Below are 15939 nucleotides of genomic sequence, written 5' to 3'. Positions count from 1 at the left end.
ATCTCTTAACCACGGCCATTTCTTTCAACAGGCACAGCCAATAGGATGATGCCCGGATGGAGTGGGTCACCTGGCGGAATTTGCCACCCCTGGTGCCTGCGAGGGATGACGTCCGGTTCGAGCGTTGCGAGAGGGCACTCGTACGCGGCTCGCCGGATCGAAATTAAGACGAGGGCTCGGACTCAACATGGCGAACACTCCGAAAAAGGTCAAAGACCCGACTGAAGTTGCGCTGTCCGCCATTCAGGAGGCTTTGAACATCAGCGATTCGTCCGCGCCCACGGACTCGCAGAGCTCGGTCCACGCTGACGGAGCCCCGCCGGTCATGCCGAACGGCGTGTCGAGCCTGGATTCGTTCGACTCCCGTCCGGGCATCGATCGCAGCAGCCTTGACGAGATCGAGCCGCCGCCGCTCGCCGCGCGCCGTCCGGCCAATGACGACCGCGAAACCATCGGCCAGTTGCTGCAGGCGATCCAGAAGGGCCGCCCGTCGCGCGGCGTCTACACGCTGGCAACCGCCTTTGCAGGCATCTGGATCGTCGGCTGCGTGCTGCTGACCATCGGCTTCCTGCCCGCCTTGCAGGCCTTGATCGGCCAGAGCGGCGGCGTGCTGGTGCTCGCCGGCCTCGCCGCGGTGTTCTTCGCACCCGTTCTGCTGTTCTATTTCCTCGCGAGCCTCGCCTGGCGCGGCCAGGAGCTGCGCATGATCGCGCAGTCGATGGCGCAGGTGGCGATCCGCTTCTCCGAGCCGGAGGGCGCCGTCAGCGATTCGATCGTGACCGTCGGCCAGGCCATCCGCCGCGAGGTCGCGGCGATGGGCGACGGCGTCGAGCGCGCGATCGCGCGCGCGGGCGAGCTCGAGATGCTGGTCGCCAACGAGGTCGCGGCCCTCGAGCGCGCCTACAGCGACAACGAGGTCCGCATCCGCGCCCTGCTGCAGGACATCGCCCACCAGCGCGATAACCTCGTCGGCCAGGCCGAGCAGGTCCGCAGCGCCATCTCGGGCGTCCAGATCGACCTTCGCCACGACATCGCGCTGATCTCGGACGCCATCGCGTCGCGGGTCGACGAGGTCGCCAAGAGCATCACCGGCGCGCTGGAAGAGCGCGGCGCCCACATCACGGCCGCGCTCGGCAACGCCGGCGACAACATGATCCTCGCGCTCGGCGAGCGCGGTGGCGATCTGCTCGACCGGCTCGAAGAGGCCAGCGCCGAGACCACCCGCGCCGTGCTCGACGCCTCGGAGCGGCTGACCACCAGCCTCAATTTCAAGACCGGCCACGTCCACGACGAGTTCGCCGACCTGTCGGACCGAGTCCACGAGATGCTCAACGAGCGCATCGACCGCATCACCGGCGAGTTCGAGCAGCGCACGGCGGCCATCGTCGACGGCATTTCGGTGCGCACCGAGCAGCTCCACGACCAGCTCAAGGCCTCCGGCGAGTCCCTCCTGCTGGAGCTCGAACTGCGCAGCGGCGATCTCGTCACCAAGATCGACGAAGCGAGCCAGCGCATGTCCGGCCACATCGTCACGTCAGGCGAGAAGGCGAGCGAGTCGCTCGATGCGACCGTCAATTCGCTGGTCGCCAAGGTCGTCAGCCAGACCGAGAGCACCCACGACACGCTGTCGATCCAGATCAGTGCCTTCGACGAGCTGGTGAAGAACCAGGGCACCGAGCTCGCCGAGCGCTTCGCACGCGACAGCTCGACCTTGGGCGCGCTGATCACCCGGCACATCACGGAGTTCGACCGCACGGTGAAGACCTATGGCGGCGAGATCGTCGAGCGCATGGGCCAGCGGACCCAGGAAATCTCCGACAATCTCAAGTCTTATGTCGACACGTTCGATACGCGGCTGTCGTCCAACAGCGGTGAGATCACGGCGACGCTGGATCAGCGGCTGAACCAGTTCGAGACCAATCTGCAGGCCCGCATCACCACCCTCGACACCTCGCTCGATGCGAAGATCAAGACCTTCGACGACAGCGTCGAGGGCCGCCTCAAGTCGCTCGAGGAGAACTTCGACACCCGCGCGACCTCGGTCACCTCGACGATCGAGGGCCGCCTCGGCACTCTGTCCAATTCGCTGACCGACGGCGCGGCGCAGGTTCTGCACGCGATCGACTCGCGGCTGACCGTTCTGACCACCTCGCTGACCGACGGTTCGGCGCAGGCGATCCAGTCGATCGATTCCCGCCTCAACATTCTGACCTCCTCGCTGACCGACGGCACCGACAAGGCGCTCGAAGCCATCGATCAGCGCATCCACAGCCTGTCGAACATCATCGACGGCCGCAGCTACGAGCTGACCGAAGCCGTCACCGCGCGCTTCCAGGACATCCATCAGGGCATCGAGACCCGCGTCGGCTCGATCGCCAAGGACATCGACCAGCGCGTCTCGCAGTTCGAGGACCTCTTGGGCTCGCGCGTCGAGGCCGTGGCCGGCCGCATCGAGAGCAGCGGCCGTCAGGCCAGCGACGAGCTGATGACCCGCGCCGAGCTGCTGTCCGCCAGCATCAAGTCGCATGTGGAAGATGCGGAGCGGGCGCTCACAAACCTCGTGGTCAACACCAGCGAGACGATCCAGACCGGTGCCCGCTCGGCACAGCAGGCGCTGCTCAACGTCTCGACCGACGTCGGCTCGCAGCTGAAGAACACGTCCGCCGAGGTCGAGCGTGCCCTGTCGAACGCAGGCAGCGGCGCGGCCGAGGCCGTCCTGACCAGTGCGCGCGAGGCCCAGGCCGCGCTGGTCGCGGCCTCCGGCGAGACCGCCGACCAGATCAAGTCGCTGTCGGCCGACGTCGAGCGTACGCTCACGGCGGCAGGGTCGACCACCGCAGCCTCGATCCTCGCCGGTGCGCGCGAGGCCCAGAACACGCTGGTGTCCGCCTCCTCCGACGCCGCCACCCACGTCAAGTCGCTCGCCGTCGACGTCGAGCAGGCGCTGACGGCCGCCGGCTCAGCCACGGCAGCCTCGATCCTCGCCGGTGCGCGCGAGGTCCAGAACACGCTGGTGTCCGCCTCCTCCAACGCAGCCGACCACGTGAAGTCGCTCGCAGCCGACGTGCAGCGCTCGCTGACCAGTGCCGGGACGGAAACCGCCGAAGCCATCACGGCGGGCGCTCGCGATGCCCAGCATGCCCTGCTCACGGCATCGAGCGAAGCGGCCGAACAGGTCAAGGCGCTGACCGTCGACGTCCAGCGCTCGCTGTCGATCGCGGGGACGACCACCGCGGAAACGATCACCGGCGGCGCCCGGGAAGCGCAGAACACGCTGATCAGCGCTTCGTCCGAAGCGGCCAATCACGTCAAGTCGCTGGCGGCCGACGTCGAGCGCACGCTCGCGGCGGTCGGGACCAGCACGGCCGCGGCGATCGTCGACAGCGCCCGCGACGTCCAGTCGAAGCTCGTCACCGCCTCGACGGAAGCAACCGAGCACGTCAAGTCGCTGGCCGTCGACGTCGAGCGGACGCTGTCGTCCGTCGGCGCCGATACCGCGACCTCGATCCTCAACAGCGCGCGCCAGGCGCAGATGTCGCTGACCGCCACGTCGGCCGACACCGCAGCCACCCTGGTCGGCAGCGCACGCGAAGCCCAGGCGGTGCTGACGACGACCACGACCGAGACGGTCGCGGTGATCGTCGGCGGCGCGCGCGAGGCGCAGAACCTGCTGACGGCCACCTCCACCGACACCGCGGGCCAGCTCAAGGCGATGTCGTCGGAGATCGAGCGCGTCATCAATTCCGTCGCGGCGAACACCACCGACGCGATCCAGAGCAGCGCGCTCAATGCGCAGAGCGCGCTCGTCGCCGCCTCCAACGAGGTCTCCACGCGGGTCAAGTCGACCTCGACCGAGATCGAGCGCTCGGTGCTCGCCGCCGGCAACTCGTTCGGCTCGGCCATGACCGGCAAGACCGACGAGATCGTCACCTATGTGCAGCAGCAGAGCGAGCGGCTTTCGCAGATGCTCGACGGCAAGCGCGGCACCCTGGTCGAGGCGCTCAACTCCAAGACCAACCAGCTCACGATCGAGATCGATCGCGTCACCACCGACGCGCTGAAGGCGATCGAGGTGCGCGGCCAGAACTTCGCTCAGAGCGTCAATGGCAACGGCTCCGAGGTCGCCCGCACCATCACCTCGGCGGGCGAGCTTGCGACCACCGCGATCACCAAGTCGCTCAAGGAGCTGGAGCAGGCCTCGCGCGCGGCGATCGAGCAGTCGCGCCAGGTCTCGGTGGCCGCGGTCACCGAGATGCAGGAGACGAGCAAGATCCTGCGCACCGACACGGTCGCCCTGTTCGAGCGTCTGCGCGAGGGCAACATCCTGCTGCAGGAGGTCCTGACCGGAGCCCACGACAACCTCAACTCGCTGGAGCGGGCGCTGGTCACCCGGGTGGCCGACTTCGTCACCGCGATGAACGACGTCACCGCGCGCAACGGCACCGCGACGCAGACGCTCGAGGACCAGCTCAACGTGTTCAACTCCAAGACGTCGCGGGCGCTGGAGGATCTCAACTCGCTGTCCAGCCAGTTCGACGCGCATGGCAAGGCGCTGATCGAGGCGGCGGCGATCGTCGAGCAGAGCAACCGCGATGCGACCGTCTCGATCTCGGATCGCAAGACGACGCTGGAATCGCTGGTCACCACCATCGATCTGCGCACGGCCGATCTCGACCAGCGTCTGACCCGCTTCACCACCCTGCTCGACGAGTCCTTGGCGGCCGCCGAGGAGCGCGCCCGCGACATCGCCCGCGTCGTGGCGGAAACGGCGGGTGCCGGCTCCACCGCGCTCAGCCGCCAGTTCGAAGCCATCCGCACCAACGCCGAGGAGGAACGCCGCCTCACCACGTCGCAGATGCAGGAGATCTACCAGCAGAGCACGCAGGAAGCCGATGCGATGTTCAAGCAGTCGGCCGAGAAGTTCGCCACGCTGGTGTCGAGCATGAAGCAGATGACCGCCGAGATGCATCGCGAGCTCGAAGCGACCCGCAACGAGCTGCGCCGCGGCGTGCTGGAGATGCCGCAGGAGGCCGCCGAGAGCACGGCGCAGATGCGCAAGGTCATCGTCGACCAGATCGAGGCGCTGGCCGAGCTCAACCGGATCGTCGCCCATCATGGCCGCGGCCTCGACGTGGTCAGCGCGTCGCGCCCCGCCGCGGTCGCCGCGCCCGCCGCCGTGATCCGTCAGGAAGAGCCGATCGTCGCCGCAGCCGTCGGCGGCCGGCCCGACATGCGCCTGCGCGAGCCGGCTGCGACCAGCGTCGCCAACCTGCCGCCGCCGGATCTCGGCATGCAGCCGCCGGCCGCGCCGCCGCAGCCACGCCGGGTCGAAGCGCCGCCCATGGGTCCGGTCGCCGATCAGCGCAGCGACAACTGGCTGTCCGACCTGCTCAACCGGGCCGACAACAGCACCGCCGGCCAGCCGCAGCCTCCGCGTGGCCGCGGTCCGGCGCAGCAGTCGGGCAATCCACTGGAGTCGCTGTCGCTCGACATCGCCCGGCTGATGGACCGCAATCTCGCGGCCGAGATGTGGGACCGCTACCAGCGCGGCGAGACCAAGGCGTTCTCCAAGCGTCTCTACACCCCGGCCGGCCAGAAGGCGTTCGACGAGGTCGCCCGCAAGTACCGCGCCGACCGCACCTTCAAGCAGACGGTGGACCGCTACATCACCGAGTTCGAGCGGCTGCTCGACGAGGTCGCCCGCGACGACCGCAATCCGCAGGCGCTGCGTGCCCAGCTCACCTCGGAGACCGGGCTGGTCTACACCCTGCTCGCCCACGCCGCCGGAAGGCTGGCGTGACGAAGGGGGCGAATGGCGAGTAGCCGACCAACGATCGAAAAACAAACGGAGGCCGCGAGGCCTCCGTTTTGCTTTTGCAGGTCCAGCAACGCTTTTTCCGGCTTCGCTCGTTCCCGCCCCGCCTCCGCTCAACCGGACAGGAAGACCTGGCGCTGGGTGGCGCGCCTTGAAGTCGAGGTCGCCCAGGACTCGGACGTCACGGTCCGTCAGACGAGACGACGACGCACCGACCAAGGAGCCACCAGCGGCGCGCGGCGGCAGGAGAGCTCACGCACCCTATTCGCTATTCCCCCATTCGCCATTCGCCAAGGCCTCACCGCCGTCCGCTGGCGGAGGGCGCGGGCGCCGGCTGCGAGGCCTGGGCGTTGCTCGGGCTGGAGTTGCTGGCCCCGAACAGGACCCGGGTCGGATTGCGGTCGAAATTGTTCACGGCGCGGCTGATGTCGGACAGCGTGCGCCGTCCATCGGCCATCAGCGCGCCGGAGCGCTTGTCCAGATCCTCGGCGAGCTCGCGGATCGACTTCACCGTCAGGAACAGCTCGCCGCCATCCTTGCCGCCGGCCAGCGTGTTGAGACCGAGCATCAGGGTATCGGCCTTGCCCATGATGCCGTCGACCCGGCTCATGACGCCATCGATGCGCTCGGAATTACGGGCCAGCGACTGGGTGAACACCTCGAGATTCTTGATTGAGTTCTTTACGGCGTCCTGGTTGTCAGCGACGACCTTGTTGATGTTCTGCAAGGTGGCGCGGATCGCTTCGGTCACGTCCTGCAGCCGGGTCGGATCGGCACGCAGCACCGGCACGCCATCCTCGTCGAGCGGCGGCGGCGGCGCAGCCTCCTCGCCGCCCTTCAGCGAGATCGCGGCGACGCCGGTCAGGCCCTGGAACTCGAGCCCAACCAGGGTGTCCTTGCGGATCGGCGCGTTGTTCTCGACCATCGCCAGCGCCACGACGCGGCGCGGATTGTCGAGCTTGACCGAAATGACCTCGCCGACCCGGATACCATTGAAGTTGACGCTGCCGCCGTTGCGCAGACCCGCGGCCGGCCCCTCGAACACGACCCGCAGCGGGCTGCGCTGCTTGGTCGTGTGCAGGCTCTGAAACCAGAGGACAAACCCGATCGCCGCGGCAATCACTGCCAGCGTGAACGACCCGATCAGGACGTAATTCGCCCGCGTTTCCATTACCAACTCCGGTACCGGCACGTCACGGCGGTCATCCAGCCCCCGCTTCCGCGCACTGTCGGTTGGCGCCGGACAGCGGCACCCACCCCATCAACTTTGTCGCGGCAGTCCCCACTCCCGCTCACAAAAATCGTCCCTGGGGCGCGTCGCGCTACCCCATCACGGCTCGGGCACGCTTGCCGTGGAAATACTGTCGGAGCCACGGATGTTCCGAGGCCTGCATGTCGGCCATCGATCCCGCGGCGATAATCTTGCCGTCGCCCAGCACGGCGATGCGGTCGCACGCCGTATACAGGCTGTCGAGATCATGGGTTACCATGAAAACCGTCAGTCCCAAAGTGCGCTGCAGGGTCCGGACGAGCTCGTCGAAATCGCCGGCGCCGATCGGGTCGAGTCCCGAGGTCGGCTCATCGAGGAACACCAGTTCCGGATCGAGCGCGAGCGCGCGTGCCAGCGCGACCCGCTTGATCATGCCCCCCGACAGCTCGCTCGGGAAACGATCAGCAACATCGGGCCGCAATCCGACCATCACGAGCTTTGCGATCATGATCTCGTCGAGCAGACGCTGCGAGACCTTGAGATACTCCCGGACCGGGAACTGGATGTTCTGCCGCACCGTGAGCGAGGAGAACAACGCGCCCTGTTGGAACAGCACGCCCCAGCGCCGCTCGACAGCGCGGCGGCCGGCACGATCGGCGGCGTCGAGATCGACGCCGAACACCTCGATGTTGCCCGACAGCTTCGGCACCAGGCCGATGATGGTGCGCGTCAGCACCGACTTGCCCGCGCCAGAGGGACCGACGAAGCCCAGGATCTCGCCGCGCATGACGTCGAGGTCGAGCCCGTCGAGCACGCGCGTCTTGCCGAACTGCACGGTGACGTCACGCACGCGGATGATGGGATCGGAGACCTGCTGCACCATCTCAGCTCACATCCCGACCGCGGCGAAGAAGATCGCGAACACGCCGTCCATCACGATGACGAAGAAGATGCCCTTCACCACCGACGAAGTGGTGTGGCGCCCCAGCGACTCGGCGCTGCCCTGCACGGCCAGTCCTTCGACGCAGGCGACGATCCCGATCACGGCAGCCATCACCGGCGCCTTGAGCAGGCCGACCTTGAAATGATCGATCGAGATCGCATCGCGCAGGCGCAGCAGGAAGGCCTCGGGATCGACGCCGCCATAAAACCAGGCCACCAGCCCGCCGCCATAGAGCGCGGCGATGTCGCCGAGGAAGGCCAGGATCGGCAGCGCGATCACCAGCGCCAGCATGCGCGGCAGGATCAGGACCTCGATCGGATCGAAGCCCATGGTGCGCAGCGCGTCGATCTCCTCGCGCATCTTCATCGAGCCGAGCTCGGCCGTGTAGGCGCTGCCCGACCGGCCGGCGATCATGATCGCCACAAGCAGCACGCCGATCTCGCGCAGCACCAGCACGCCGAGCATGTCGACGACGAAGATGTCGGCGCCGAACCTTCGGAAATGGAAGATGCCCTGCTGAGCGATGATGCAGCCGATCAGGAAGGTGATCAGCACGATGATCGGCACCGCACGCCAGCACACCTGCTCGAGATGATGAATGGTCGAGGTCAGTCGGAAGCTGCGGGGATGAATGAGGACCCGGCCGCTGGCGACGATCACGGCGCCGAGCATGTCGACGAGTGCGGCGACCGTGCCGAAGATGCCGGCGACACTGAGGCCGATCTGGCCGAGCATGCCGGTGATGGTCACCATCGTCGCGTCGCCATTGGGCGCGGTGCTGACGCGGCGAACCTCGTCGACCAGGCTGGCGTAGTTCGCAGAGAGCCCATCGATCCGGACCTCGACGGTTCCGGTCGTGAAGCTGCGGCGCAGCCGCTCGATCAGCCAGGCGCCGAACGTGTCGAGCTTGGACACCTGGGAGACGTCGATGGAGACATCGATCTTCTTGCCGGCGAGCTTTTCGGCATCGGCGACGAGCCGTTCGAGCGACGGCGCAAAGGGCGCAGTCCAGGCGCCGGTCGCGCGCAGCGACAGCGCGTTGCCATCGCCGCTGCGCTGCAGATCAGGGCCGCCCTTCACGACGGCCATCCTCGGAGCCTTGGACGTCCGCTCCTTGACGAGAAAAATCCCACCGCGTCGCTACCACCTTGCCGGAGACCACTATCAACAGCCATAGTCGGTCACATCGCGCAAGTCCCAAGCGCCTCATTCCGGTTCACAAAGCGCCAGACTTTCAAATGACTTCCAACGGTTTTCCAATACTGGACGCCCAGATCGGCCACTGGCCGATCGCCGGCAGCTTCACGATCAGCCGCGGCGCCAAGACCGAAGCCGTGACAGTGATCGCGGAGCTGCGACACGGGACGATGGTTGGCCACGGCGAATGCGTGCCCTATCCGCGTTATGGCGAAACGCCCGATGCGGCGCTGAGCGCCCTGCTCGCGATGCGCGATGCGATCGCCTCTGGTCTCGACCGCAACGCCCTGCAGACGGCGATGCCGCCGGGCGCGGCGCGCAATGCCCTCGATTGCGCGCTGCTCGACCTCGAAGCCAAACGAAACGGCCGGCGCATCTGGGACCTGCTCGGACGCCGCGCACCGGCGCCGTGCGTCACGGCCTACACGATTTCGCTCGGGACCCCCGATGTGATGGCCAAAGCTGCGGCCAAGGCCGCGCACCGCCCGCTGCTCAAGATCAAGCTCGGCGGCGACGGCGATCCGGCGCGGATTGCAGCCGTGCGAGCCGCGGCGCCGCAGTCACAACTGATCGTCGACGCCAACGAGGCCTGGACCGAGGCCGTCCTGGAATCCAATCTCGCAGCCTGCGCCGCCGCCGGCGTCACGCTGGTCGAGCAGCCGCTGCCCGCAGGCAACGACGAAGCGCTCGGAAGGATCGCGCGCCCGCTCGCCGTCTGCGCCGACGAGAGCGTGCACGACCGCAGCTCGCTGGACGCGCTGCGTGGGCGCTACGACGCCGTCAACATCAAGCTCGATAAGACCGGAGGACTCACCGAGGCGCTTGCCATGGCCGATGCCGCGCGCGCGCTCGGCTTCGACATCATGGTCGGCTGCATGGTGGCGACGTCGCTGTCGATGGCGCCGGCCATGCTGCTGACGCCGTTCGCCCGTTTCGTCGATCTGGACGGACCGCTGCTGCTCGCCGAGGATTGCGAGCACGGCCTGCACTACGAGGACAGCCTGGTCTATCCGCCCGATCAGGCGTTGTGGGGCTGAAGCGAGACGCCGCGGCGCGCGAGCCACATCAGCGCGCCGCCCGCTCCGGCCATCGCAGCCATCACGTAGTAGACGCCGGGGCCATAGGCCGCATAGACCGGCCCCGAGAGGGCCGACGCCGCCGAGCCGACCACGCCGCTGGCGGCGGCATAATAGCCCTGCCCGCGCGCGGTCAGATGCGCCGGCACCTGGCGCACCAGCAGCCCCATGGTTCCGACCAGCGTCAGCCCGAAAGTGAAGCCATGGCTGATCTGGACCGCCGCGAGCCCCGCCGCATGCGGCTCCTGCGCCGTGAGGCTCCAGCGCAGCACGGCCGCCATCGCACCGATCATGACCAGGCTGGCGGGCGCCAGCGTGAACCGTGGCGACAGGGCAAACACGACGATCTCGGCGAGCACGCCCATGGTCCAGAGCCAAGCGATGGTCAGCCCGCTGAAGCCCTGCGCCTTCCACTCGATGGCGGAGAACGTGTAGTAGGCCGCATGGCTGGCCTGAATCAGCGCCGAAGCTGCGATGATGCAGAGGAAGCTCGGATTGCCCAGCAGACTGCGGCCGTCCCGGGATGGGCCGGCGCCATGCGGCAAGGGCGGCAGCGCCTGCAGCAGCAGGCTGCTTGCCGCACCGCACAGCGCAACCGAGACGATGATCCAGATCAGCTCGGACGACGGCGCGAGATCGGCCAGCCCGCCGCACAGCAGCGTTCCAGCGATGAAGGCCGCCGATCCCCACAGCCGCAGGCGACCGTAGTTCAGGCCATAGCTCATCACGCCACGAAGCGCATAGGCGTCCGTCAGCGGGACAACGGGTGTCCATAGGCAGCAGGTCGCCACGTAGACCAGGAATACCAGCCAGGGTTCGCGCTGGAAGGCAAGAACCACAAAGCCCGATGCCGTTGCGAAGGTGGCCAGCCCCATCGCGGTGCGCAGGGCCTGCCGGCGCTCGGCGACCGCAGTGATCAGCGGCAGGACGGTGAAGCGGGTTACGGCGGGAACCGCAATGATGACGCCAATCCATGCGGCATCCAGCCCGATCGCCCGTAGCCATACCGGAAAGAACGGCAGATGCGTGCCCGACAGCATGAACACCGCGCCATAGAACAGCCCCAACCTGTCCGCGAATCGGCGCGACAATACCGGCGATGTGGTGGAGATTTGTCGGGACAGTGGCATCAATTCAATTGCGATTCGATCAATATCATGGTGATCGTTATGCCAACGCGCAGCAATGTGCGCGATAGGTTTGCCATGGTCGATGAAGTCTTCGCCCTCTCGCCGATATCCGCCCGTGCGGCTCAGCCGAACGAGGCCGATTACGAGGCGATCCGCGACGCCTTCATGGAGACGTCCCGAGGCCGCTGGTTCCTCGGTGAATATGCCAAGCGCAACCGCAATGCTGACACCAGCATGGTGCTCGACGCCGTCGCCCGCATCGAGCACGCTCTTGCCTCGCAGCGTCAGCAGCAGCAGGAATTCGAGCAGGCGGACAGCAAGGCGCTGCCCGAAGCGCTCGCCGCGATCCGCGCCACGGTCGAAGACGCCGCGTTGGCCGCCGCCTCTGCGGTCGACCGCATGGCCCTCGAGCAGAACCTGGCGCCGGTGCGCAAGGGCATCCGAATCATCAAGGAGATTTCCTGGCGCTGGCGCGAGATCGGCGCCGATTCCCGGATCTGTGACCTGATCGATTCGCAGGTGACATCGATCGAGGCCGCCTGCGATCAGCTTGCGAGCGCCGACCCCAAGGTCGCGCTGCTTGCGGCGTTCGAGATCATCAAGACGCGGCTGAAGGAGCTCGAGGCGGAGAAAGCGAGCGTTCCGCCTGCGGCCGACGAGATCAGTCCGGCGGCCGAGGCCGCCGCTTCGCCAGCGCCTTATGTCGCATCAAGTCCGTCCGCCGAGATGGTGGTCTCGGAGCCGGAGCCTGCACCGGAACAGAGCGAGGCGTCCCAAGCAGCGCTCGAGATCGCCATTCCGCTCGTTGCGGCGGTGGCCGCGATGGAAGTGGTTGAGACCTCCTCGGCTGCTGACGCTGTGATCGTGGCGGCCGCAGCAGTCGACGCCAGGATCGTTGACGCCGAAACTGCGGCAGTGGTGCAGCCCCCGGAAGCTGCGACGGAGCCGTCGGTGGACGAAGCCCTGCTCGAGATCGAGCAGCACGCCGCGGCGGCCCTGGATGACGCCGCCGCCGCAGAAGCCGAAGACGAGGCCATTCTGGAATTGGTCGCGGCGGAGATGGGTGTCCTCGACCCGATCGACGACGAGGAGTTCAGCCGGGTCAGGACGCTCGGCTTCGACATTGAGGAGCCGACCTCGGTCGACGACGACATCGTCGCGAGCTTCAGCGAGACAGCGCCGTCGGAGCCGGATCTCGTGCTGACCACGGCAGAAGCCCCGGTTGCCACGGCGGCGCCGGCTCCGGCTGCGCCCACGATGCCTGCCCCGCCGGTGTCTGCCCCGTCGATGTCTGCCCCTCCGATGCCGGCCCCGCCCACGGCGGCCCCGCGCATGGCATCGCCTCCAGTCCCGGCGCCAATCCCCAGCGCGCCCGTATCGCCACCGCTTCCGGAAGCGATCACCATCGAGACCCTGGCCGCCGTGGCGGCTGCGGTCGCAGCTCAATCTCCCGCAGCGGCCCCGCAGGCCGACGTTGCGCCGAGCCAGCAGGTCCGCCCGACCGCTGCCGCGGCTCACAGCACCAGCGCATCCGCGATGCCCAAGCCTGCCTACGAGCCGTCGCTGGGATCGACACTCCTGTCGAACGGCCTTCTGCAGCGGCCACAGGCGCCCGCCAATGACTCGCTGGCACCGATCCGTCGCATGACCCAGCCTGAGAAGATCGCATTCTTCTCGTAGGCCGAGAGCATCTCGGCCACCTCCTGTTGAACCTCGATCACTGAGCACCAAGGGTGCCGCGTTGATGGGTGACGCGGATCACGTACGCCACTGCGTGATCTGCGTAGCCTGCTCCTCAAGCCATTCGCTTTGCGCATGCTTGAGGAGAACGCCGTGTCCGTTCCGAAATTTCGCGCTGTAACGTCCGCCTGGAAATCCCTGCTCATGTCCGCGCTGCTGGGCCTGATGGCCTGGGTCGGCCCGGGCTCGGCGTTCGCCGCCGGCAGTGAGCTCGACACCCTTCACACGCCACCGCGCGCGCTGGCAGCTCCCTCACCGGCAAGGGAGAGCAACACGCCCGCCGCGATCCCTCAAGGAGCCGAGCCACGCGTCGCGCTCGTGATCGGCAATGCGAGCTATCAGAACGCGCCGCCGCTGGAGAACCCGGACAACGACGCCCATGCTGTTGCCAAGCTGTTGAACTCGGCCGGCTTCGAGGTGATCACGGCGACCGACCTGACGCAGAACGAGATGCTCAAGGTCGTGGAGGATTTTTCGAGCCGGGTGGCAGCACACGGGCCGAACACCGTGGCAATGGTCTACTACGCCGGCCATGGGGTTCAGCTCGCGGGGGAGAACTATCTGATCCCGATCGATGCCCGTATCTCAGCGCCCTCCGACCTGACGACGGGGACCATCCGGCTGGTGGATCTGATGGCAACGCTCGACGCCATCCCGAGCCGCATGCGGATCGTCGTGCTGGACGCCTGCCGCAACAATCCATTCCCTGCCATCAACGATGCCGGACGCGGACTTGCCATCGTCGACGCGCCGAACGGCTCCATCCTCGGATATTCGACCTCGCCCGGCGCGGAGGCGCTCGACGGCCGCGGCGAGCACAGCCCTTATGCGCAGGCCTTCCTCAACCTCGCGCGACAGCCGAACCTGCCGATCGAGCAATTGTTCAAGCGCATCCGTCTGCAGGTCAACCAGACCACCGACGGCCGGCAGACGCCGTGGGAAAGCTCTTCGCTCACCGGCGATTTCACCTTCTTCGGGGATACGCTGGTCGCGGCCGCGCGCCCTGCCGAGAATGCGCCGGTGATCCAGATGGCGGCCGACCTGCCCAGCCGGTCCGTGCGGCAGGCCTATGACTACGTGCTGTCGGAGAACCGTCCGCAATATTATCGCGAGTTCATCGCGATGTATCCGCGCGATCCGCTCGCCGACCGCATCCGCGCCCTGCTCGCCGGCCTCGTGCAGGCCGCGGCGTGGCACGAGGCCGTACTGGCGAATTCGCCGGCCGCCTATCGGAGCTTCCGTGAATCCTATGCCGACAGTCCATATGCGCCGGTCGCGCTGCGGCTGCAGGGACAGCCTCGGCCCATCCCCGTGCTGCAACCGAGCCGCCTCATGATGCCGCCGCAACTGGCGCCGATCGCGCGACCGTTCAATCCGGGCGCCCAGATCCCGCAGCCGAAGCTGCCGACCACCACCATGCCGCCGCGCGGGCCGCTGCCGCCCACGGTCGTCACGAAAGGCGATGCCGTCAACAACGCGATTCCCAACAAGGTCGTCGATCCCGGGCCGATCTCTCAGACGAAATTGCGCGACAGGATCATGCCGCCGGCAAATCCGCCCGTGACTACGAAAATCCAGCGCGACCCACTGAAGCGCAGTCCTGGTCGGCCATTCGACACCCGCGAGGTCCGGCGTCCCTTCCCCGGCAATTCCGGACCGTTCAAGCCGAACATCAACGCGTCGCATCCGTCGATGGCGCGGGGTCAAGGCGGGATGCAGGGCGGCCTGACGCGGGGCGCGCCGCACGTCGCGCAGTCCGGACTGCGCATGGGTGGTGGAGGATCGGCAAGAGGCGGCCTCGGCTTTCGCTGAGGCTTGATCGTCAGGCAATCAGCCGGGCGTAGAGCTCAGCGTCGACATTGCCGCCGGAGAGCACGATCACCACCGTCTTGCCCGCCGCGTCCAGCCGGCCGGCCAGCAATGCCGCGAGCCCGACCGACCCGCCGGGCTCGACCACGAGCTTCAGCTCCCGGAAGGCAAAGCCGACCGCCCGCCCCACCTCCTCATCCGAGGCCTCGACCGCAGCCGACAGAAGTTGGCTGTTGATCGCGAAGGTGATCTCGCCGGGAATCGCCGCCATCAGCGCGTCGCAGATGGTTCGGCCCTTTGCATCGTGGGCCTCGCGGTGACCGGCCCGCAGCGAGCGCGCATGGTCGTCGAAGCCCTTTGGCTCGGCAACAATCATCTGCGTCTGCGGATATCGCGCCTTCACCGCGGTCGAGACGCCGGCAAGCAGCCCGCCGCCGGAAGCAGGCACAATCACCAGATCCGGCGACAGGCCGAGCGCAGCAAGGTCGTCGGCGATCTCGCGGCCGACGGTGCCCTGCCCTGCGATGACAAAGGGATCGTCATAGGGCGGCACCACCGTCGAGCCGCGCTTTGCAGCGATGTCGCGCGCGATCGCTTCGCGGTCCTCGCGGTCGCGATCATAGAGCACGACGTCGGCACCGAACGCCTTGGTGCGCTCGCGCTTGGCCGCCGGCGCATCCGAGGGCATCACGATCGTGGCGTCCATGCCCAGCAATGTGGCGGCATGGGCGACGCCCTGCGCATGATTGCCGGAGGAGAATGCGACGACGCCGTTGCCGCGCGCTGCTTGCGGGATCGACGCCAGCTTGTTGTAGGCGCCGCGGAACTTGAACGAGCCGGTCCGCTGCAGCACCTCCGGCTTCACGAACACGTTCGCTTTGAACCGCTCGTTGAGCACGGGAGCCGGCAGCAGCAGGGTCCGCACGGCCACGGGCGCGAGGACGCGTGCCGCCGCATCGATGTCGGCGGCGGTCACGGGCAGGATCGGGGAATGAGCTGTCATACCCCGATTTTACCGC

General features: G+C 67.5%; 9 protein-coding genes. 4 read left to right on the top strand and 5 right to left on the bottom strand.

What is annotated here, in order from left to right:
• The first annotated feature begins 187 nt into the window (after positions 1–187).
• Positions 188–5800: a methyl-accepting chemotaxis protein gene (locus ACQR1D_RS09350; protein ID WP_434837852.1), complete on the top strand. Its 5613-nt coding sequence runs from the start codon at positions 188–190 to the stop codon at positions 5798–5800.
• A 313-nt stretch (positions 5801–6113) separates the two neighbouring features.
• On the opposite strand, the gene ACQR1D_RS09345 is transcribed toward ACQR1D_RS09350, so the two are convergent.
• The 3 genes from ACQR1D_RS09345 to ACQR1D_RS09335 form a co-directional block, all read right to left on the bottom strand.
• On the bottom strand, positions 6114–6986 hold the full coding sequence (locus ACQR1D_RS09345) for an MlaD family protein (RefSeq protein WP_315804332.1): 873 nt from the start codon (positions 6984–6986) through the stop codon (positions 6114–6116).
• A gap of 151 nt (positions 6987–7137) precedes the next feature.
• Positions 7138–7908 carry an ABC transporter ATP-binding protein gene (locus ACQR1D_RS09340; protein ID WP_434837851.1) on the bottom strand — a complete coding sequence of 257 codons (771 nt, stop codon included), beginning with the start codon at positions 7906–7908 and terminating at the stop codon, positions 7138–7140.
• A 6-nt stretch (positions 7909–7914) separates the two neighbouring features.
• On the bottom strand, positions 7915–9048 hold the full coding sequence (locus tag ACQR1D_RS09335; RefSeq protein WP_316216886.1) for an ABC transporter permease: 1134 nt from the start codon (positions 9046–9048) through the stop codon (positions 7915–7917).
• Between the two features lie 158 nt (positions 9049–9206).
• On the opposite strand from ACQR1D_RS09335, the gene dgcA reads away from it, so the two are divergent.
• The gene (gene dgcA / locus ACQR1D_RS09330) at positions 9207–10202 is read left to right on the top strand and encodes an N-acetyl-D-Glu racemase DgcA (RefSeq protein WP_434837850.1); all 996 of its coding nucleotides are present in this window, start codon (positions 9207–9209) and stop codon (positions 10200–10202) included.
• Here the strand turns inward: dgcA and ACQR1D_RS09325 are convergent.
• Positions 10184–11371: an MFS transporter gene (locus tag ACQR1D_RS09325; protein ID WP_434837849.1), complete on the bottom strand. Its 1188-nt coding sequence runs from the start codon at positions 11369–11371 to the stop codon at positions 10184–10186. The two genes, dgcA and ACQR1D_RS09325, sit on opposite strands and share 19 nt — an antisense overlap.
• A 75-nt stretch (positions 11372–11446) precedes the next feature.
• Here ACQR1D_RS09325 and ACQR1D_RS09320 point away from each other — a divergent pair, with 75 nt between their 5' ends.
• Positions 11447–13051, top strand: coding sequence for a hypothetical protein (locus ACQR1D_RS09320; RefSeq protein ID WP_434837848.1), 1605 nt, complete (start codon positions 11447–11449; stop codon positions 13049–13051).
• A gap of 153 nt (positions 13052–13204) precedes the next feature.
• On the top strand, positions 13205–14923 hold the full coding sequence (locus ACQR1D_RS09315) for a caspase family protein (protein WP_434837847.1): 1719 nt from the start codon (positions 13205–13207) through the stop codon (positions 14921–14923).
• 10 nt (positions 14924–14933) lie between these two features.
• Here the strand turns inward: ACQR1D_RS09315 and ACQR1D_RS09310 are convergent, their stop codons facing one another.
• Positions 14934–15923, bottom strand: a complete 990-nt coding sequence (locus tag ACQR1D_RS09310) for a threonine ammonia-lyase (RefSeq protein ID WP_434837846.1) — start codon at positions 15921–15923, stop codon at positions 14934–14936.
• Positions 15924–15939: the final 16 nt, after the last annotated feature.

Source organism: Bradyrhizobium sp. HKCCYLRH2047, from assembly GCF_051168175.1.
In the GTDB taxonomy this organism is placed as follows: domain Bacteria; phylum Pseudomonadota; class Alphaproteobacteria; order Rhizobiales; family Xanthobacteraceae; genus Bradyrhizobium.
This window is presented reverse-complemented; position numbering and strand designations above follow the sequence as displayed.

Coding starts and splice junctions, on each gene's coding strand:
- ACQR1D_RS09350 (WP_434837852.1), top strand. CDS start 188: ATGGCGAACACTCCGAAAAAGGTCAAAGACCCGACTGAAGTTGCGCTG.
- ACQR1D_RS09345 (WP_315804332.1), bottom strand. CDS start 6,986: ATGGAAACGCGGGCGAATTACGTCCTGATCGGGTCGTTCACGCTGGCA.
- ACQR1D_RS09340 (WP_434837851.1), bottom strand. CDS start 7,908: ATGGTGCAGCAGGTCTCCGATCCCATCATCCGCGTGCGTGACGTCACC.
- dgcA (WP_434837850.1), top strand. CDS start 9,207: ATGACTTCCAACGGTTTTCCAATACTGGACGCCCAGATCGGCCACTGG.
- ACQR1D_RS09325 (WP_434837849.1), bottom strand. CDS start 11,371: ATGCCACTGTCCCGACAAATCTCCACCACATCGCCGGTATTGTCGCGC.
- ACQR1D_RS09320 (WP_434837848.1), top strand. CDS start 11,447: ATGGTCGATGAAGTCTTCGCCCTCTCGCCGATATCCGCCCGTGCGGCT.
- ACQR1D_RS09310 (WP_434837846.1), bottom strand. CDS start 15,923: ATGACAGCTCATTCCCCGATCCTGCCCGTGACCGCCGCCGACATCGAT.